Source organism: Anaerostipes sp. (assembly GCF_018381315.1).
Lineage (GTDB): Bacteria > Bacillota > Clostridia > Lachnospirales > Lachnospiraceae > Anaerostipes.
Map to the genome: position 1 here is coordinate 38,716 of NZ_JAGZSD010000001.1, position 17,534 is coordinate 56,249.

At 36.4% G+C, this 17,534-nt stretch carries 13 protein-coding genes, 2 pseudogenes and 2 CRISPR repeat arrays; of the genes and pseudogenes, 13 read left to right on the top strand and 2 right to left on the bottom strand.

Annotation, left to right across the window (positions count from 1 at the left end; translation table 11 throughout):
- Positions 1-465 precede the first annotated feature (465 nt).
- Both KH180_RS16910 and KH180_RS00215 read right to left on the bottom strand, forming a co-directional pair.
- Positions 466-1,109 (bottom strand): annotated as a pseudogene (locus tag KH180_RS16910) (ABC-2 transporter permease).
- Positions 1,110-2,510, bottom strand: a complete 1,401-nt coding sequence (locus tag KH180_RS00215; RefSeq protein ID WP_290755255.1) for an MATE family efflux transporter — start codon at positions 2,508-2,510, stop codon at positions 1,110-1,112.
- Positions 2,511-2,632: 122 nt separating this feature from the next.
- Between KH180_RS00215 and KH180_RS00220 the strand changes: the two genes are divergently transcribed.
- The 13 genes and pseudogenes from KH180_RS00220 (at position 2,633) to KH180_RS00285 (ending at position 17,350) form a co-directional block, all read left to right on the top strand.
- Positions 2,633-3,157 carry a PadR family transcriptional regulator gene (locus KH180_RS00220; protein WP_290755257.1) on the top strand — a complete coding sequence of 175 codons (525 nt, stop codon included), beginning with the start codon at positions 2,633-2,635 and terminating at the stop codon, positions 3,155-3,157.
- Between the two features lie 34 nt (positions 3,158-3,191).
- Entirely contained in the window at positions 3,192-3,458 is a 267-nt protein-coding gene (locus tag KH180_RS00225) for a DUF3795 domain-containing protein (protein WP_290755260.1), read from the top strand.
- Positions 3,459-3,597: 139 nt separating this feature from the next.
- A complete protein-coding gene (locus KH180_RS00230; RefSeq protein ID WP_290755263.1) occupies positions 3,598-4,380 on the top strand; it encodes an SDR family NAD(P)-dependent oxidoreductase in 783 nt (260 codons plus the stop codon).
- Positions 4,381-4,589: 209 nt separating this feature from the next.
- A CRISPR array of direct repeats spans positions 4,590-5,521; the repeat unit is 29 nt; unit sequence GTATTAGAAATGCCATAGGCGATTGAAAC.
- Between the two features lie 265 nt (positions 5,522-5,786).
- On the top strand, positions 5,787-6,521 hold the full coding sequence (gene cas6 / locus KH180_RS00235) for a CRISPR-associated endoribonuclease Cas6 (protein WP_290755266.1): 735 nt from the start codon (positions 5,787-5,789) through the stop codon (positions 6,519-6,521).
- Positions 6,522-6,539: 18 nt separating this feature from the next.
- Positions 6,540-8,492, top strand: a complete 1,953-nt coding sequence (locus tag KH180_RS00240; protein WP_290755269.1) for a TM1802 family CRISPR-associated protein — start codon at positions 6,540-6,542, stop codon at positions 8,490-8,492.
- Positions 8,485-9,351, top strand: coding sequence for a type I-B CRISPR-associated protein Cas7/Csh2 (cas7b, locus tag KH180_RS00245; protein WP_290755272.1), 867 nt, complete (start codon positions 8,485-8,487; stop codon positions 9,349-9,351). The genes KH180_RS00240 and cas7b overlap by 8 nt, the downstream gene beginning before the upstream one ends.
- A 4-nt stretch (positions 9,352-9,355) precedes the next feature.
- On the top strand, positions 9,356-10,087 hold the full coding sequence (gene cas5b, locus KH180_RS00250; RefSeq protein ID WP_290755275.1) for a type I-B CRISPR-associated protein Cas5b: 732 nt from the start codon (positions 9,356-9,358) through the stop codon (positions 10,085-10,087).
- Positions 10,088-10,095: 8 nt separating this feature from the next.
- Positions 10,096-12,417, top strand: a complete 2,322-nt coding sequence (gene cas3 / locus KH180_RS00255) for a CRISPR-associated helicase Cas3' (protein WP_290755278.1) — start codon at positions 10,096-10,098, stop codon at positions 12,415-12,417.
- Between the two features lie 76 nt (positions 12,418-12,493).
- A pseudogene (locus KH180_RS16915) lies at positions 12,494-12,917 on the top strand (CRISPR-associated protein Cas4).
- 12 nt (positions 12,918-12,929) lie between these two features.
- Positions 12,930-13,922 carry a type I-B CRISPR-associated endonuclease Cas1b gene (cas1b, locus tag KH180_RS00270; protein WP_290755284.1) on the top strand — a complete coding sequence of 331 codons (993 nt, stop codon included), beginning with the start codon at positions 12,930-12,932 and terminating at the stop codon, positions 13,920-13,922.
- A gap of 11 nt (positions 13,923-13,933) precedes the next feature.
- Complete coding sequence (gene cas2, locus KH180_RS00275; protein ID WP_290755286.1) at positions 13,934-14,197, top strand: CRISPR-associated endonuclease Cas2; 264 nt, start codon at positions 13,934-13,936, stop codon at positions 14,195-14,197.
- Between the two features lie 140 nt (positions 14,198-14,337).
- A CRISPR array of direct repeats spans positions 14,338-15,687; the repeat unit is 30 nt; unit sequence GTATTAGAAATAACTATAAGTGATTGGAAC.
- Between the two features lie 182 nt (positions 15,688-15,869).
- Positions 15,870-16,691, top strand: coding sequence for a DNA-3-methyladenine glycosylase family protein (locus tag KH180_RS00280; protein ID WP_290755288.1), 822 nt, complete (start codon positions 15,870-15,872; stop codon positions 16,689-16,691).
- Positions 16,688-17,350, top strand: a complete 663-nt coding sequence (locus KH180_RS00285; protein WP_290755291.1) for an alpha/beta hydrolase — start codon at positions 16,688-16,690, stop codon at positions 17,348-17,350. The genes KH180_RS00280 and KH180_RS00285 overlap by 4 nt, the downstream gene beginning before the upstream one ends.
- The last annotated feature ends 184 nt before the right edge of the window (positions 17,351-17,534 follow it).

Genomic DNA, 17,534 nt, shown 5'->3' on the forward strand with positions numbered 1-17,534 from the left:
GTTTATATAGGAAAAGCTTAATAGTTTAAAGCAACGGTTATTAATATTTTATATAATATAAGAAATGTTCATAGGTCGACAAAAAGTGATTGAGAGACACTGTAATTTGGACTGTTTTTGAAGTATGGGTGTTAATAGAAACATATTGGAATGTAAAGTACAATGGTCATGCTGCATAATCGGCTTATCCTCTCCGTGTTAATAGAAACATATTGGAATATAAAGATTACTGTCTTGGCAAGGGCCACTTTCTTTTGTGAAAGTATTAATAGAAACACATTGGAATGTAAAGGTTGCTGACACTGTTGCGAACGCTGCTTTTCAGGGAGCGTATTATATAGAAACATAATGGAATGCAAGAATAAAATACGCCGACAATCTAAAGGTACAATGACCTATGGATTATCGGCTTTGAGTCTTAGTACCTTTTCTTTTTCTTCGCCTTATTTGTCAGAAGTTATTTTCTTATTTCTTTCTCAAATATCCTGATACACTTACTGCATAAGAAAAAATAAACAATATTATGGAAATCATAAAACTTACCAAGATATATACAGAAATAGTTTCCGTTAAAGAAACAAGATCCGAACTATCTTCGAAATATTTAATAAGATAGACTATCGGCACAATTTCAAGAAATCCCATCATCTGTGCAAAACGAAAACCAAACCAATAAGTAATCGGCAGACAAAGTGCCGTCCATAGCAAAGGAATAATGATCGCTGCTGCTATAGAGATGAATAATAATGTTCCATTAAAACGCTGATTCATAACCCTTGACAGAAAGTAAAAAAGATACTGGCCGCAATTCCTAATCCTGTTGTAAATAAGACAAAAATATATTTGCTTCCGACAGCAAGGAATGGATTTACCGGCATAGTAAGCTGATATTTTTTCCATCTTACCTGTTCATCGCAGGAAAAATTCATTATATTTTGCATTCCGATTGTCATTGCAATAATAACTGTTGCCAAAAGTCCTGGATAAATCCCTGTTTTTATTAAAAGCAAACCGACTGCAGCTGCTGACATAATGATAAGCTTCTTATCAATACCTTTGAAAAACAGAGAAAAATCTTTGTAAACTAATCCTTTCATTAGCGTGCACATTTATGACTGAAAATTCATGCTTTCATCTTTCAGGATTGTTTGGAAAGTGCTGTCTGCTTCTGCCTTAAGTTCCTTATGAAGATACAGTGCCATGAAAACTGTGACAATAGCAGAGATCACATCAGCGATAGGCTGTGCATAGAGAATCCCCTGTATACCCCATACCCTTGGGAGCAATAAGATGACGGGTACAAAACAAATGCCCTGCCTGCATGCACCCAGAATAAAACCTTCTTTTGCTTTTCCAAGTGCAAGGAAAAGAGACGAATATACAGTATAGAAACCAAAAAGCAGAAAGGACAGTCCATTTGCCTGTAATGCCATTTGTCCGGCATGAATCATATCCCCATCGCCTTTTGTAAAGCCTGAAATGACAGAGGAAGAAAATAAAGCGGCAGCCGCTCCAAAGATAAAACAAAATATGGTGGACCATAGGATGGAGGTCTTAACTGCTTCGTGTAAACGTCTGTAATTTTTAGCTCCGTAACTGAAGCCTGCGATTGGCTGGAAACCTTTGATAAAGCCAAATACCATGAGGCTTCCCATTGAAATGATTCTTGTGACCACACCCATAGCGGCAATGACGGAATCTCCGTATACCTTTGTCTGCTTGTTGATAAGTGCAATGGAAAGACTGGTCAGCAGCTGGAAAACCAGCGTTGGAATGCCGATCTTCAAGATTTCACACATAATCTCCTTTGAATAACAGCATTCTTTTATACTGAAATGAAATACACTTTTCTTTCTGAGTACATAGGCGAAATATACGGCGGAAGAAACAATCTGTGAGATAGCCGTAGCGATGGCTGCACCGGCTACACCTAAATCAAGGACATAAATAAAGACAGGATCCAAAATCATATTCAGAGCAGCACCTGTCAGCAATGCAGACATTGTGGTTTTGGCAGCCCCTTCGCTTGTTACAATATTGTTCATTGTTACATTAAATACGTTAAAGATGGATGAGACTATGAAGATTCTTGTATAAGTTACTGCATAAGGCATGATGCTTTCAGTTGCCCCAAGCATTTTCAGAACTGGATTCAGAAAAATAATGGTCAGGATAATAATGGTCATTCCCACAAACAGACTGCTGTAAAGAGCTGTATTTGCGGCCTTGTTCGCAGTTTCCTTTTCTCCGTTTCCTAATAATCTGGAAATATAGGATGCAGCACCGTTTCCGAACAGCAGGCCCAGGCCCACAATGACCTGTCCAAGCGGAAATGCTACAGAAATCGCACCCATCTGGCTTGTTCCCAGGCCGCCCACAAAGTAGGCATCCACCAGATTGTATAATGCATTAATCATCATACCGATCATGGCAGGAAGCCCCATAGCTAAAAGTGCCTTTGGTATGGGAGCACTTCCTAATAGTTTCATTTTGTTGTTTTGTCCGTTCATAATGAACTCTCCTTTCAGTTGACATAAGTTATAAAATATAGTACTATAAATTATAGTATTTTCGGGGTGAGACACATACTACTATAATTTATAGTAGTTGTCAAGTGAAAAAGGAGGATGTAATGGCAGCTATTGATCTGATTGTATTGGGAATTTTAAAAAAAGAATCTCTCAGTGCCTATGATATTCAAAAGATTGTAGAGTACCGCAATATATCCAGGTGGGTGAAAATTAGTACACCTTCTATATACAAAAAAGTTATTCAGCTTGAGAAAAAAGGCTTTATGGAAGGTAAAATTGTAAAAGAAGGCAACATGGCGGAGAAGACGGTTTATTCATTGACAAAGGCAGGGGAAAAAGAATTTGAAAGACTCATGCTGGAAATTGCATCAAAACCTGTCAGGATATTTCTCGACTTTAATGCTGTCATTGTAAATTTGGACGGCCTTCCAAAAGAAAGCCAGAAGTCCTGTTTAACAGAAATTGAACAAAATGTGAAGACGTTAAAAGGCTACATCGAAGAAAATATTAATCTAAAAGAGCATTTGCCGGAGATACCTAAAACAGGAATGGCCGTTCTGCGGCAGCAGCTTATTTTAGCTGAGGCGATGGAGACATGGGTTGAAGAACTGAAAGAAACTATTTAACAGTAAGATAAAAACTGTGGGAGGATCATAAGATATGTTTGAATCAAGATGCGGTGTGTGCTGCAATTCATGTGAACGGAAAGAACAGGTACACTGTAAGGGATGTACAGAAATGAAGCAGCCATTTTGGGGAGGCGAGTGCAAAGTAAAATCCTGCTGTGAAGGAAAAGGACTTGACCACTGCGGAGTCTGTCCGGATTTTCCTTGTGAAATGCTTCCTACTATGGGAGTGGAAGAAGGATTTGATCCGGCTCCTAAGCTTGAGCAGTGCAGGATATGGGCGGAGGAAAACGGGAACTAGTCTGTGCAGATGAATCAGGGGAATCAGAGCCGGGGAATTTATATTTCCCGGCTTTCATGCGTGTACATAATAAAAATTTCTATGTATAATAGATAGAAAGAACAGATGTCCGAACATGATAACATAGGAGGGATATGGAATGGATGGGACAAGGCTGGATGACAAAGTTACTGTAATTACCGGCGGCGGAAGCGGCATGGGGGCAGCGATAGCAAAAGAATTTGCTGGACGGGGAGCAAAAATAGCTGTTTTTGATCTGGATGAGCAGAAATCACAGCAGGTTGTGGATGAGATCAGGAAGGCAGGAGGCGAGGCTGTTTTCTATAAGACGGATGTTACAGAGAAGGATCAGATTGAAGAAAGTACCAAAAGAACTGTCGAAAAGTATGGGAGAATAAACTCATGGATCAATTCCGCCGGGGTATCCAAGATGGCTCCGTTTTTGGAGAGCAGTGAGGAATTGTGGGATCTTACTATGAACGTCAATCTGAAAGGAACCTTCTTATGCTGTCAGGCTGCTGTCAAAGCGATGTTAGAATACGGGGGAACGATTGTTAATATGTCATCTCTGTCCGGGAAAAAACCAAGTTCCTGGCAGACTGTTTACTGTGCCAGCAAATATGGTGTTCAGGGCTTGTCCCAGTCTATTGCAAAAGAGTTTGCAGATAAGGGTATCCGGGTGAATACGATCTGTCCGGGAATTGTTCCGACAGAGATGTGGGCAAAGTTAAAATATGAGTATGCAAAGAAACGAAATATGGATCCAGAAGAAGTGCTTCCGTATTTTGAAAAAAATATTCCGATGCATAAGCTGGTAGATCTTAAAAATGTAACGGATGCAGCAGTCTTTTTATCAACGGACAGTTCAAGTTATCTGACGGGCCAGTCCATTAATCTTGTGGGAGGAGAATTGATGGAATAATGTTTTAATTTAGAAAAATTGGATTTATATAGAAAATGAATATTGGTTATAGTATCATATTCTGTAGAGGTCGACCTATAATAGTGTAAAAAGTATAGGGGATCGACCAATTAAGAAAGCATGTACTTATGCAGCTTTAAGAGATAAGGAATACTTTTTGGTAAGAATAGTTATTTTTGTGAAAGGGCTATTTTATGCGTAGGAAATGGGTATTAGAAATGCCATAGGCGATTGAAACTTACTTACAGTACTTGTATTTATCTGCTGCATATGCGTATTAGAAATGCCATAGGCGATTGAAACATGTAAATGTCCCACTTAAAATCATACCTATTTTACCGTATTAGAAATGCCATAGGCGATTGAAACGTGAAATAAAGGAGGTAACATATATGTTTTCACCGAGTATTAGAAATGCCATAGGCGATTGAAACTCTTGTACGTGTACGGGATGAAGAAGGAGAAGTAAGTATTAGAAATGCCATAGGCGATTGAAACTTATGATTTCACCCTCATCTTGTCCCCACTCAGCATGTATTAGAAATGCCATAGGCGATTGAAACTCTATTTGATTAAAACAGCAACATCTAATTTTAACAGTATTAGAAATGCCATAGGCGATTGAAACCTCGCAGGAGGGGGACGTATACAAAGACTACAACAAAGTATTAGAAATGCCATAGGCGATTGAAACTCATCTTTCGGATTCAGTGTGTTCAGTTCATCAAGTATTAGAAATGCCATAGGCGATTGAAACCGGCTTCTCCGCGTCCGATCAGTCCTCGGGACAAAAGTATTAGAAATGCCATAGGCGATTGAAACTCAGAAGAACAAAAGACACAGGTTTATGATCGGTGTATTAGAAATGCCATAGGCGATTGAAACTCGGGAAACCATGGCGCACGTTTTTAAGCCATCAGGTATTAGAAATGCCATAGGCGATTGAAACAAAGAAAAACTCTGTGAAGTGGAACAGAACACTCAGTATTAGAAATGCCATAGGCGATTGAAACTGAGGAAGTAGTAAGAATGGGGAAAAAGAAAGGAAGTATTAGAAATGCCATAGGCGATTGAAACCAGAATGACTTGCCCCCGCCAAGTGAACCGACAAAGTATTAGAAATGCCATAGGCGCTAGCCCCCTTTTTCATTATAGCATTTAATATACTCTTTCATTAAAATAGTTGAATCCAATGGAGTGTTAAAATAAATATTGTAAAAAAATATTATTTTATACATATATATTGTATTCATGTCTGCACTATATTGAAATTTAACCCATATATTGGTATTATAAGAGTATATTTTATTGTGATTGATAAGTGATTGAAACTTGTGCTTGATAAAGTGAGTATATTAGAGAATGAATACTATGAGTGATTTTATGGAAATAACTAGGAGATTATAATGAAATACAAACTGACATTTCCACTAAAAACGGATATATGCCTTCCAATCAACTATCAGACTATTGTTCAGGCTGCTTTGTTAAATTGGATAAATGACAGGGATTACCAGCGATTTCTGCATGATTGTGGTTTTAAAGATCATAAAAGAACATATAAGATGGAAACTCATTCCAGAATCTTTGGGAAATTTTATATGGATCAACAAAATAAAAATATAATCTTTAAAGATGAAATACATCTATATTTATCGTCCTATGATCCGAAGTATATGAAGTATATACTGAATAATATTCTTTCGGGAAAAACACTTCGGCTTGGTAATTATTCATTGGAGCTTTCATCCATTGATATGATAGAAGAACGGTATACGAGTCCTTGTCTGGTGAAGACTCTAAGCCCTATTGTAATGTATTCTACTTTTGAACTAAAAAATGGAGCCCAAAAAAGATATTATTATTCACCCAAAGAAGCAGAGTACAGCGATCTTATCAAGAATAATCTGCTGCACAAATATAAGGCGTTTCACGGAACAGAGCCCAAAGATGATGATTTTTCTATTCAGCTTATAAAGAATGGAAGAGAAAAAGTATTAATATATAAAAATAATGTTATCAAAGGATGGGATGGAATATTTAAACTATCTGGATCACAGGAATTAATTAAGGCTGCGTTGGAAGCAGGATTAGGGGGACGAAATGCTTTGGGGTTTGGAGCTGTATTAAGGATTAATTAACAAGGGGGCTTGGCTGATATGCAGGAAGGGATTATACAGATTGGGAAAATTGTTTCTCAGGGAGAAGAATTAATTGAAACGATGATTCAAGATATACCATCTGTGAAGCAGGACAGGCAGATGTATATTTTAAAGTATTGTTTTGATACAGTTCAAGGAACACTCAGATTGGATACGGCGGAAATGGTCAGTCAGGAGAGCACCCGGAAATATCGATATATAGGCAAGTCCTCCGGAGGGAATTCATCACAATGGTATGCGGCAGTAAAAAATTCGGATTATCATCTGTCGGAAACAATCCCTAATTTATGTGAGAAGGATTTTGGCGAAGCCTTAAATCAAAAGCTGGACTTTATTAAGCAATATTTCTTTGTGGATTTGGGAGACGAGTTCACAAACAATAAAAATCGATATGCATTAGACTTTCAAAAAATCCCGGGATGTAGTTTTGATATTCAAAAAGTCAATGAAGAATATAAACTAAAATCACTTCCAGAGAGAAAAAAAGTTTTAAAAAATGCATTACGCCAGCAGCTGAAAAAGTGTATAGAAGAAGGAGGAACTATAAAATTTAAAGATATTGCACTATCTTTAATAGAGATTGACGGAAAAGTTTTATCCACAACAGAGCAGTATGCAAAGAAAGTTTTAAAGGAAAAACATTCTTCTCTTAAAAAGAAGAAGACAGCAGAGGGAACACATTGCTTCTACTGTGGTACAGAGGACAAGCTGACTTCAGATATTAATTTGGGGATAATAAAGACATATACAATGAATCTATGTGGATTTGCCAGTAATGCTGACAAGAAAAATTATGAGAAAAATATGGTGTTGTGTCAGGACTGTCTAAATGCATATTTGGCAGGAGAAACCTACATTAAAAATAATTTGAGTATGACTCTTGCAAATTGTCAGTTATACATGTATCCACATTTTATTTTAGGAGAGCCGTTAGATAAAATAAGGCTGGAGAAACGATGTGAAGAAGTTAAGTTCGATTTTAATACCATAAAGAATTTTAAGAGCCTTACCTATTTTCAGAGTAAAATGGATCGTGTTGTGAAAAAGAAACGGCCAAAGTCTTACTATCTGCTGAATTTTGTTTTCTATAAAAATGTACATGCAGGCATTAAAGTCCAAAAGTTTATACAAGATGTTCATCCATCCAGGTTTGAGCAGATAGAACAGGGACTGGAAGAGATCAACATGGAGTATAACAGATATTTTTTTAAGGACAAGATAAGAACTTTTCTAAATTTAAATTTGATCTTTTATTTGTTTGCTGTCAGAGAGAATAAAAAAAGAGATTTGACACAGTTTCGATGGATTCTTGACCTGTATGAGGCTATATTAACCGGAAGGAAACTGAGTGAAAAAGAATTAATTTCTAAAATGGTCAAGGCACAGGGGGTTCTTCGATATGAAAAAGAAGGATTTAATATTAAGAAGAATGAGAAAGATTCTGTTCAGGCAGAATTCCAGGGAATGCAGCATACTGCGCTGCTGAAATTTTTAAGGTTGATTGGAAATATGAAGGGAGAGAATGCTATGGATGTTGGGCGGCTATCGGTAGATGAGAATATAAAACAGTACATACAAAAAGCAGGATATACAGAAGAACAGACGGCATTATTTTTCCTTGGCTGTGTGGTGGCCAATGTTGGTGTGGCACAATACAAAAATACTTCATCAAAACCAATATATAAAAAATTGAATTTTAATGGGATGGATCCGGAAAAAGTCAGAAAACTGGCGGAGACTCTGCAGGCAAAGGTTTTTCAGGAAAAATTGTTTGGGGATAATGAAAAGTACCTGGCATATTTTACACAGTTTTATATTTGTAAAAAAACACTGAGCAGCGAAGAGAATCTGTTTTACATTCTTTCAGGCTATAATTTTATTACTTTAGATGTGATAACAAATACAAACAAAAATACAAAAACTGTGGAAGGAGTAAAGGATAATGGTTAATAGTGAAATGTTATATTTATATGATGCAAAACTAACAAATACTAATGGAGATCCAGATGAAGAAAATCGGCCAAGGATGATAGACAATCAAAATATTGTGACAGATCTGCGTTTAAAAAGATATATTCGTGATTATTTCATGGAAAAAGGACATGAGCTGTATGTCCAGAAGGTGGATGGAGAATCTGTGACTGCAGAAAAACGTGTAGCTGACAAGGAGCTGAAAACAGAAGATCAGGTACTGGATTCTTTTGCTGATGTCCGTCTGTTTGGTGCGACTATGCCGATTAAGAATAATAACATGCACTTTACAGGTCCGGTTCAGTTTAATTGGGGATATTCGCTGAATGATGTGGAGCTGATTGAAGCAAGCATTACATCCCAATTTGCATCCTCTGAAAGTAAAAAACAGGGAGCCATTGGCAAGGATTATAGAGTGAGGTACTCTTTTCTTGCATTTTCCGGAGTGATCTCTGCACATAGGGCAGAACATACAAAACTTCGTGAAGAGGATGTTATATTGATGGATGAAGCGATGAAATATGCCATTCCTCTGCAGGTAACAAGAAGCAAAATAGGGCAGTATCCAAGATTATACTTACGTGTGGAATATAATAATGCAGAGACAATTTTGGGAGATTTAAGAGATTATATTGTACTGAAAAATAAGAAAGATTTAAGTGGAATACAGGATGTGGAACTGGAAATGGCAGATCTGGTGCAGCTGTTGACAAACAACAAAGAGAAAATTCAAAAAATTTATTATTATTGTAATTCTCAGTTGAATTTAATGTTCAGAGGAGAGAAAAAAGAAATTGGAGAAATGTTAAAAGAGTTTGAGTTATGTGAAATCAGGTGAGTAAATGAAATTTTTGATTTTTGATATCAGCGGGAAGTTTGCCCACTTTCGAAGATATGAAACAAATTCCTCTTCTCTGAGTTATTCTGTGCCGCCCAGGACCACAATTTATGGTTTGATAGCATCTGTCATGGGATTTGAGAGAGACAGCTACTATGAGATGTTTACTCCTGAAAGAGCGAAAATTGGTGTTCAGATTCTTTCAAAGAACAGGAAGGTGCTCCAGACATTAAACTATTTAAAAATACTGAGCAAGGGTGATTTTCGCCGCCCAGAGGTTCATACACAGATCCCTTTTGAAGTTTTGACTAATGAAAAAGAAGTACGGTACCGTATTTATTTTTGGAATGAAGATAAAGAATTCATGGAGGAGATGGAGCGCAGACTGGACCAAGGACAATTTTTCTACACTCCTTATATGGGAACTGCACCGTTTCAATGTATGCTGTGTAAAAAAGAGGCCGATACAGAGTTATTGGAATCTATAAAAGAACCGATAGAAATCTGCACGGTAACAAAGATTAATGAGATTATAGAAGATTCAGTAGATTTTTTTTCAAAACCTCTTTTGCTGAGCAGAGAAAAAATGCCCCGGTATTTCAACCACGAACGGTATCTTCAGGAGACGGAGTCTTATTTGATGGAAACCGGAGGCCAATGTATTAACATGCAGGTTACAAATGAAGTCTTAAAGGTTACATATTCAGATAAAACAGAATATGTGACATTTTTATAGGAGGATATATGGAATACTATTCACATAGAAATCCAGATAAACTGCTGATTAATCATTTGCAGGAGACGTGGGATAAGGCAAAAATATTCAGCAGAAATAAGTTCGGTGAAGTTTGTAAAATTGTAAGCGTCTGCCATGATTTTGGCAAGTATACATCCTTTTTTCAAAGCTATTTGAGGGAAGGAACATCAGGATCAACACTTACTTGGCATAGCCATATTTCTGCGCTTTTGGGAGCATATATTGTAATACAGAATCCGGATACTTTGCGGACGGGGGAAGACGATAGTCTTCCCCTGTTTGTTTATCATGCCATTCTTAGTCATCACGGAAGCCTTTCGAGTTTATCTGAAAAAATAAAAAAGCCCAAAGAAAAAGGCGGCTTCGCAGATCTGGAGATCCAAAGAAGGGATATGATAGAACATTTGGAAGAGATAAAAATAGACTACGAAATCTTTGGGCTGGGAGACAGTGTGGAAGAATTTCTCATATCAGCAAATTTGGATGAGATTATAGAAGAATTAGACGATGAGTCGTTTGAGCTGGATGACAATCCGGATTACCGAAAATATTTTCAGTTTTTAGAGTTGTATTCTGCGCTTATTGCAGCAGATAAGTTTAGTGCATCGAGGACCGAAAATATTCCTATACGTATTGCGCCATACGAAACATTAAACACTGCACGATTAAAAATGATTGAAAATGGAGGAAAGAAAAACTTTCAATTAAATTCCATCCGAACTGAAATTTTTAATATAGTACAAAAACAACTAAAGATTTATGCAAAGGACTATTCTGCATTTTCAATTACAGCGCCTACAGGAACGGGAAAAACTTTTTGCGGCTTTTTTGCAGCAGAAAAACTTAGAGCATTGCTCGGAGACAACAGAACCATTATTTATTCGCTTCCATTCCGGTCAATCATTGAACAGAATTATCAAGTGATTCATGATTTATTGAAGAAATCAGTAAAGGATTTTGAAACATGTGAAAGTGCATATTTGATTCAGCACCACTCTTTAGCGGAAGTAGAGTATACGGAGAAAACTTACAATGTAAACACAATGCAGGCAGAAATGCTGTTGGAAAACTGGTCTTCCGGGATTGTTGTGACTACCTTTGTACAGCTTATGGAAACGTTGATCAGCAACAGGAATCGTATGCTAAAAAAATTTCATTCCATTGCCCACTCTATTCTATTGATTGACGAAGTTCAGGCATTCCCCCCTAAGTTAATGGAAACGATAGATTTTGTGCTTCAGAAGGCCTCGGAAGAATTAGGCTGCAAAATCATTATGATGACAGCGACCAAACCAATCTTGCTGCAAGATTCTAAGGAACTGCTGGGGGATGCACAAAGGTATTTCCGTATGTTTCAAAGAACAGGGGTGAGATTTCATCCGGAGAAAATAACATTGGAGGAGTTTTCTGAAGGCTTTATTCAGGGAATAGAGGAAGAATCATATTTAATAATTTGTAATACGATCCAGGAATCTTTAGATTTATATAAGTTACTGGAAGATCTGGACAGAGAGGTCATTTATCTGTCTGCTAATTTATTGCCGATTCATAGGACTCAGAGAATAAAGATGATCAGTGAAAAATTAAAAAATGGAGAATATCTTATAGTGATATCTACCCAGGTAGTGGAAGCTGGAGTGGATTTTGATTTTGATCATGTAATTCGGGACATGGCCCCGTTTGAGGCGATCGTTCAGGCTGCCGGCCGGGAAAATCGTAACGGTTTAAAAGGCCGGAAAATAACAGATGTTATTAATTTACTCAATCATACAGGTACCTTATACTGCAGTATGGTCTATGAACATACTTATCTTGAGATAACTCAAGAACTTTTAAAACCATACAAAGAAAAATTACTCTTGGAAGAAGACTATCTGGAGGTAATTAATCAATACTTTGAGAAATTGCAGAAAAATATTAATAAAGATAAAGCAAAAAAATTTATTGAATCAATAAAAAAGCTGAATTTTGATCAGTCAGATTTTTCTGTGCAAAAGTTCAGACTAATTGATAATGAACGGGATTATCTAGAAGTATTTTTACAGATTGATGAAACGGCAGAGTCTTTGTATGAGCAGTTTTGCACGATGCTGCATACTCAGGATATGAGAGAAAGACATCAAATGCAGCTAAAGCTGAAAAAAGCTATGTCAGAATACACTTTATCTATACCAGCAAAGTACGCATCAAAAATCAATCATTTAAAACAGGAAGTTTTATGGACACTGCCAAAAGAAGGGTGTGATATGTTTTATTCAGAAGATACTGGGTTTATAAGAGAGAATAGTGAAGAATTCTTGATATTGTAATAAAGGAGGAGCAGGCATGGAAGTAAACGGAACACTTATCTGGTTCTATAAGATATGTAAAAGGGAAGTATGGATGATGGCTCATAATATTTTGCCGGACCAGAAGGATGAGAATATTGATATTGGACGTTTTATGCATGAACATTCATTTCAAAGAAACGAAAAAGAAGTTTTGTTTGGAAATGTAAGATTTGATGTTATTTTTAAGAATAAAGATGAGATTGTTATTGGAGAAACAAAGAAGTCATCAAAATATCAGCTTGCTTTTTTTTGAAAAGTTCTTAAGAATGCAGGAATTTATGCCAGAGGACAGCTGCTTTATCCTGCTTTATCCTACAGAAAAAAAGAGAGTTGACATCGAATTGACGGAATCCCTAGAAGATGAAATAAATCATATAGAAAAAAATATTATAAAAATAACAGAGGCGGAGAAACCGCCTTTACCCAAAAAGATACCATTTTGCAGAAATTGTGGATACAAAGAGTACTGCTTTGCATAGGGAGGATGGTTTATGAAGAAGGATATCTATATTTTTAATGATGGTGAACTCAAAAGAAAAGATAATACTTTTTATTTCCAGACGGCTGATAAAAAGACATATCTGCCTATCGAAGAATTAGATTCTGTCTGGGTTTTCAGTGAGATTACGTTGAATAAAAAATTTCTGGATTATGCGTCGCAAAAAGGAATTCTGATTCATTTTTTTAATTATTATGAATATTATACGGGAACATTTTATCCAAGAGAGCATCTGAATTCGGGTTTTGTAATCTTAAAACAGGCGGAGGCGTACCTGGATGATGGGAAAAGGATGATACTTGCCAAAAAGTTGATTCACACAGCGATTGAAAATATTTTGGTTGTATTAAAGTATTATAAAAAAAGAGGAAAAAGTGTAGATATTTATATTTCTGATATAGAGGATAAACTTGTCCAGTTAGAAAGAGCAGAGGATACAGAGGCCCTAATGGCCTACGAGGGAAACATCAGAGAACAATATTACAAAGCATTTAATGAGATTATTCAAAATCAAACATTTGAATTTAAAGGAAGAACAAGACGTCCGCCGAGAGATAAGATCAATGCTCTAATTAGTTTTGGAAATTCAATGATGTATACAACTGTGTTAAGTGAAATTTATGAAACGAATCTTGATCCAAGAATAGGATATCTGCATTCAACAAATGCCAGAAAGTTTTCCTTGAATCTCGATATGGCTGAAATTTTTAAACCAATTATAGTTGACCGTGTGATTTTTTCGGTATTAAATAAAAAAGTAATTACTGATAAAGATTTTGATGAAAATTATGGAGGTATTCTTCTAAAAAATACTGGAAGGAAAAAATTTATTGAAGAGTATAACCGTAAGTTGATGACAACAATACAGCATAAAGGAATCGGCAGGCCAGTTACCTATAAACGGATCATCCGTTTGGAATTATATAAACTGCAGAAATTGATTACTGAGGGCGTTGATTATGATGGTTTTGTGGGACAATGGTAAGGGGGAGTTGGATGTTCGTAATTTTAGTATATGATGTGACGGATAGGAAAGTAGCAAAAGCATTAAAGGTCTGCAGAAAGTATTTGACATGGATACAGAATTCAGTCTTTGAAGGAGATATAGGTGAAGCTAATTTAAAAAAGTTAAAATTAGAGTTAAAACAAGTTATCGATAAAGAAACGGATTCTGTTATTATTTATAGATTTAATAGTTTGAATTATTCAAAAAGAGAAGTGATAGGTATTGAGAAAAATGAACAGAAAATTATTTTGTGAGGTCGACCTATAATAGTGTAAAAATAGCTGGGGATCGACCTTTGAGGGAATTATGTTTTTATGCGGATAAATAGGGTCAATGCTAAAATAGGGGACGGTTTCCATTATGAAAGAAGTGTGGTATTATGAGATAGAAATGGGTATTAGAAATAACTATAAGTGATTGGAACTTTAAACAGCTTCATCGAAATCTTATAGGTGGATTCAGTATTAGAAATAACTATAAGTGATTGGAACAATAGAATCGAAAGAGGATGGATTCCTGACTATAATGTATTAGAAATAACTATAAGTGATTGGAACAAATACGATATGCATCATATTTCACTGAATTCAAACGTATTAGAAATAACTATAAGTGATTGGAACTCAAGATAAGTTGATTTTTCTAAATCAGATACAAATCGTATTAGAAATAACTATAAGTGATTGGAACTAAGATATCCAGCAGGGTCTTCCGTTGCCATTGGAAGGTATTAGAAATAACTATAAGTGATTGGAACTTGAATTACTCAACGGTGCAGGTTACAGCTATCTTGGTATTAGAAATAACTATAAGTGATTGGAACTATAAGGGTAAGTACACACATGCAGGAGGAGTTGTCGTATTAGAAATAACTATAAGTGATTGGAACTTGTTTGTGGTCCGGCGGATAAGGGTATTTATATATCCGTATTAGAAATAACTATAAGTGATTGGAACATAAAACTTGCTCCATCCATATATTTTTCTGTATTTGTATTAGAAATAACTATAAGTGATTGGAACAAGGCCGCTTAGACGGCCTGAACGATTACACAAGGTATTAGAAATAACTATAAGTGATTGGAACTTTCTTTATCTTTCCGAGATGGATCATTCCAGCTGAGTATTAGAAATAACTATAAGTGATTGGAACTTACAGAAAAGGCAGAAGAGAAATTAGGGCATGATGGTATTAGAAATAACTATAAGTGATTGGAACCGTTATGTATCCATGTCTTTTTGTTATCTGGTTTGTGTATTAGAAATAACTATAAGTGATTGGAACTTATGCAGATTTTCCAGATGTCTTGAAACACACTAAGTATTAGAAATAACTATAAGTGATTGGAACTTGATTGTTTTTGCAGATGTAGTCTTTGCAGGCTGTGTATTAGAAATAACTATAAGTGATTGGAACTCGTCAATAATCTCGATCTCTTTTCTGAGTGCACCGTATTAGAAATAACTATAAGTGATTGGAACTTGGAGTTTTCCGAACAGGATCTTCTGGGAGAGACGTATTAGAAATAACTATAAGTGATTGGAACTTTGTATTAAAGCTGGATAAATCTAGTTTCGTTAATGTATTAGAAATAACTATAAGTGATTGGAACAAGTCCAGGAAACAGATAACACAATTTGGAGGGTTGTATTAGAAATAACTATAAGTGATTGGAACTCAGATGGAGGCTGTTTTTATGGGCTTTAATGAGGGGTATTAGAAATAACTATAAGTGACTGGAATCCATTTTGAAACAAAGATATGAATGTTTGTATAATAGATTTTTATTAATGATAGATGATTGAATGTTCAAGCACTAGCCGATGTTAGCAAAATGGTTCCCGTAAATATGGAAAGTTTAATGTAAAACCATATACATATATAGGTAATGTGCAGTTTATTAAGCCGTCTTTATAAGGAGTTTTATGATTACAAAAGATTTAGACTATTTTGACATCGCACAGATCTGCGATTCCGGCCAGTGTTTCCGCATGAGGCAGAAGAATGATAATACATATACGGTCATTGCAGGAGATGAATATTTGGAAGTGACACAGTCAGGAAAACACTGCATGTTTGACTGTGATGAAGACAAATATGAAACGTTTTGGAAGGAATACTTTGATCTGAGCAGAGACTACAAAGAATATATGGATTCTATTGACAGCGGAGACCTATACCTTAAGAAGGCTTCAAAGTTTGGATATGGGATCCGTATTTTGAAACAGGATTTATGGGAGATGATTGTTTCATTTTTAATCTCACAGCAAAATAATATTGTCCGCATCCGCCGGTGCATTGATAATATTTGTGAGTGTTATGGTGAACAAAGATCTGACCGATTTGGAAATATGTACTATACATTCCCGACAGCAGAGGCATTGGCAGAGCTTCCTGAAGATGCTCTAAAAGACTGTAATTTAGGTTATCGGAGTAAATATGTCGTTCGGACTGCAAAGAGCCTGGCATCAGGAGAGGTTTCTCTGGATGAGGTGAGGCGGATGCCGTATCAGGAGGCAAAAGCTGAATTAATGAAACTGTACGGCATCGGAGAAAAGGTTGCGGACTGTATCTGTCTGTTTGCCCTGCATCACTTCGAGGCATTTCCGGTAGATACTCATATCAGACAGGCTCTGGAAGGACATTACCCAGACGGATTCCCGGCAGAAAGATACAGCGGGTGTGAAGGTGTTATGCAGCAGTATATTTTTTATTATGAGCTGATGGGAAAGAAGTTGGAAAAATGAAACAGCTTAAAATCAGAGATTATGAGATTAAGGTTTTTGATGAGAATGCAGAAGAAAACGATCCGGTGATCTGGATCCACACGTTTCCGGGAGAAGCTGAAAAGATATGTGCACAGTTAAAGGAACGGTGTGTTCTCATCAGTGTTACAGGAAACGATTGGAACAGAGATTTTTCTCCGTGGCCGGCAGACAGGACATTTGCATCCGGAGATAACTTTGCAGGGGGAGCAGCCGTCTATCTGGAGTTATTTGTGAAGGAGATCGTACCCAAAGCTGAATTTCTGCTGTCCTATGAAGTCAAAGACCGGGGAATTGCCGGATACTCTATGGCCGGGTTATTTGCTTCTTATGTAATGTATCATACAGATTTGTTCGGGAGGGCAGGCATGATGTCAGCTTCTTTCTGGTTTGACGGATGGAAAGAATATGCGTTAGAACACAATCCCCAAAAGCAGGATACCGTGATGTACGTTTCATTGGGAAGCCGTGAGCATAAAGTGAAAAACCGCCGAATGTCAAAGGTGAAGGAATGTACAGAAGCTCTGGTGCAGCATTGGAGAGAAGATTTTAATGTACTGTATGAAATAAATCCGGGAGGACATTTTGACCGGGTGACAGAGCGGACTGCCCGTGGGGCAGATAAGCTGCTGAGTTTATAAGAAAGTATCAAGATAGATAGTGAAAAGTAAATTGCATCAAAAGTCTCTTTATGATTTTTAACATAGAGGGGCTTTTTTCTTTTGAAAAAATAAAATTATATGTAATTATGCACAATAAATTAATGAAATTGATATATAAATAGTACAAAATATCAGAAAATGATTGACTGATATACCGATATAC

What these genes read in the sequence shown, in the direction of transcription:
- KH180_RS00215 (WP_290755255.1), bottom strand. Translation starts at nt 2,510, where the DNA reads ATGAACGGACAAAACAACAAAATGAAACTATTAGGAAGTGCTCCCATA.
- KH180_RS00220 (WP_290755257.1), top strand. Translation starts at nt 2,633, where the DNA reads ATGGCAGCTATTGATCTGATTGTATTGGGAATTTTAAAAAAAGAATCT.
- KH180_RS00225 (WP_290755260.1), top strand. Translation starts at nt 3,192, where the DNA reads ATGTTTGAATCAAGATGCGGTGTGTGCTGCAATTCATGTGAACGGAAA.
- KH180_RS00230 (WP_290755263.1), top strand. Translation starts at nt 3,598, where the DNA reads ATGGATGGGACAAGGCTGGATGACAAAGTTACTGTAATTACCGGCGGC.
- cas6 (WP_290755266.1), top strand. Translation starts at nt 5,787, where the DNA reads ATGAAATACAAACTGACATTTCCACTAAAAACGGATATATGCCTTCCA.
- KH180_RS00240 (WP_290755269.1), top strand. Translation starts at nt 6,540, where the DNA reads ATGCAGGAAGGGATTATACAGATTGGGAAAATTGTTTCTCAGGGAGAA.
- cas7b (WP_290755272.1), top strand. Translation starts at nt 8,485, where the DNA reads ATGGTTAATAGTGAAATGTTATATTTATATGATGCAAAACTAACAAAT.
- cas5b (WP_290755275.1), top strand. Translation starts at nt 9,356, where the DNA reads ATGAAATTTTTGATTTTTGATATCAGCGGGAAGTTTGCCCACTTTCGA.
- cas3 (WP_290755278.1), top strand. Translation starts at nt 10,096, where the DNA reads ATGGAATACTATTCACATAGAAATCCAGATAAACTGCTGATTAATCAT.
- cas1b (WP_290755284.1), top strand. Translation starts at nt 12,930, where the DNA reads ATGAAGAAGGATATCTATATTTTTAATGATGGTGAACTCAAAAGAAAA.
- cas2 (WP_290755286.1), top strand. Translation starts at nt 13,934, where the DNA reads ATGTTCGTAATTTTAGTATATGATGTGACGGATAGGAAAGTAGCAAAA.
- KH180_RS00280 (WP_290755288.1), top strand. Translation starts at nt 15,870, where the DNA reads ATGATTACAAAAGATTTAGACTATTTTGACATCGCACAGATCTGCGAT.
- KH180_RS00285 (WP_290755291.1), top strand. Translation starts at nt 16,688, where the DNA reads ATGAAACAGCTTAAAATCAGAGATTATGAGATTAAGGTTTTTGATGAG.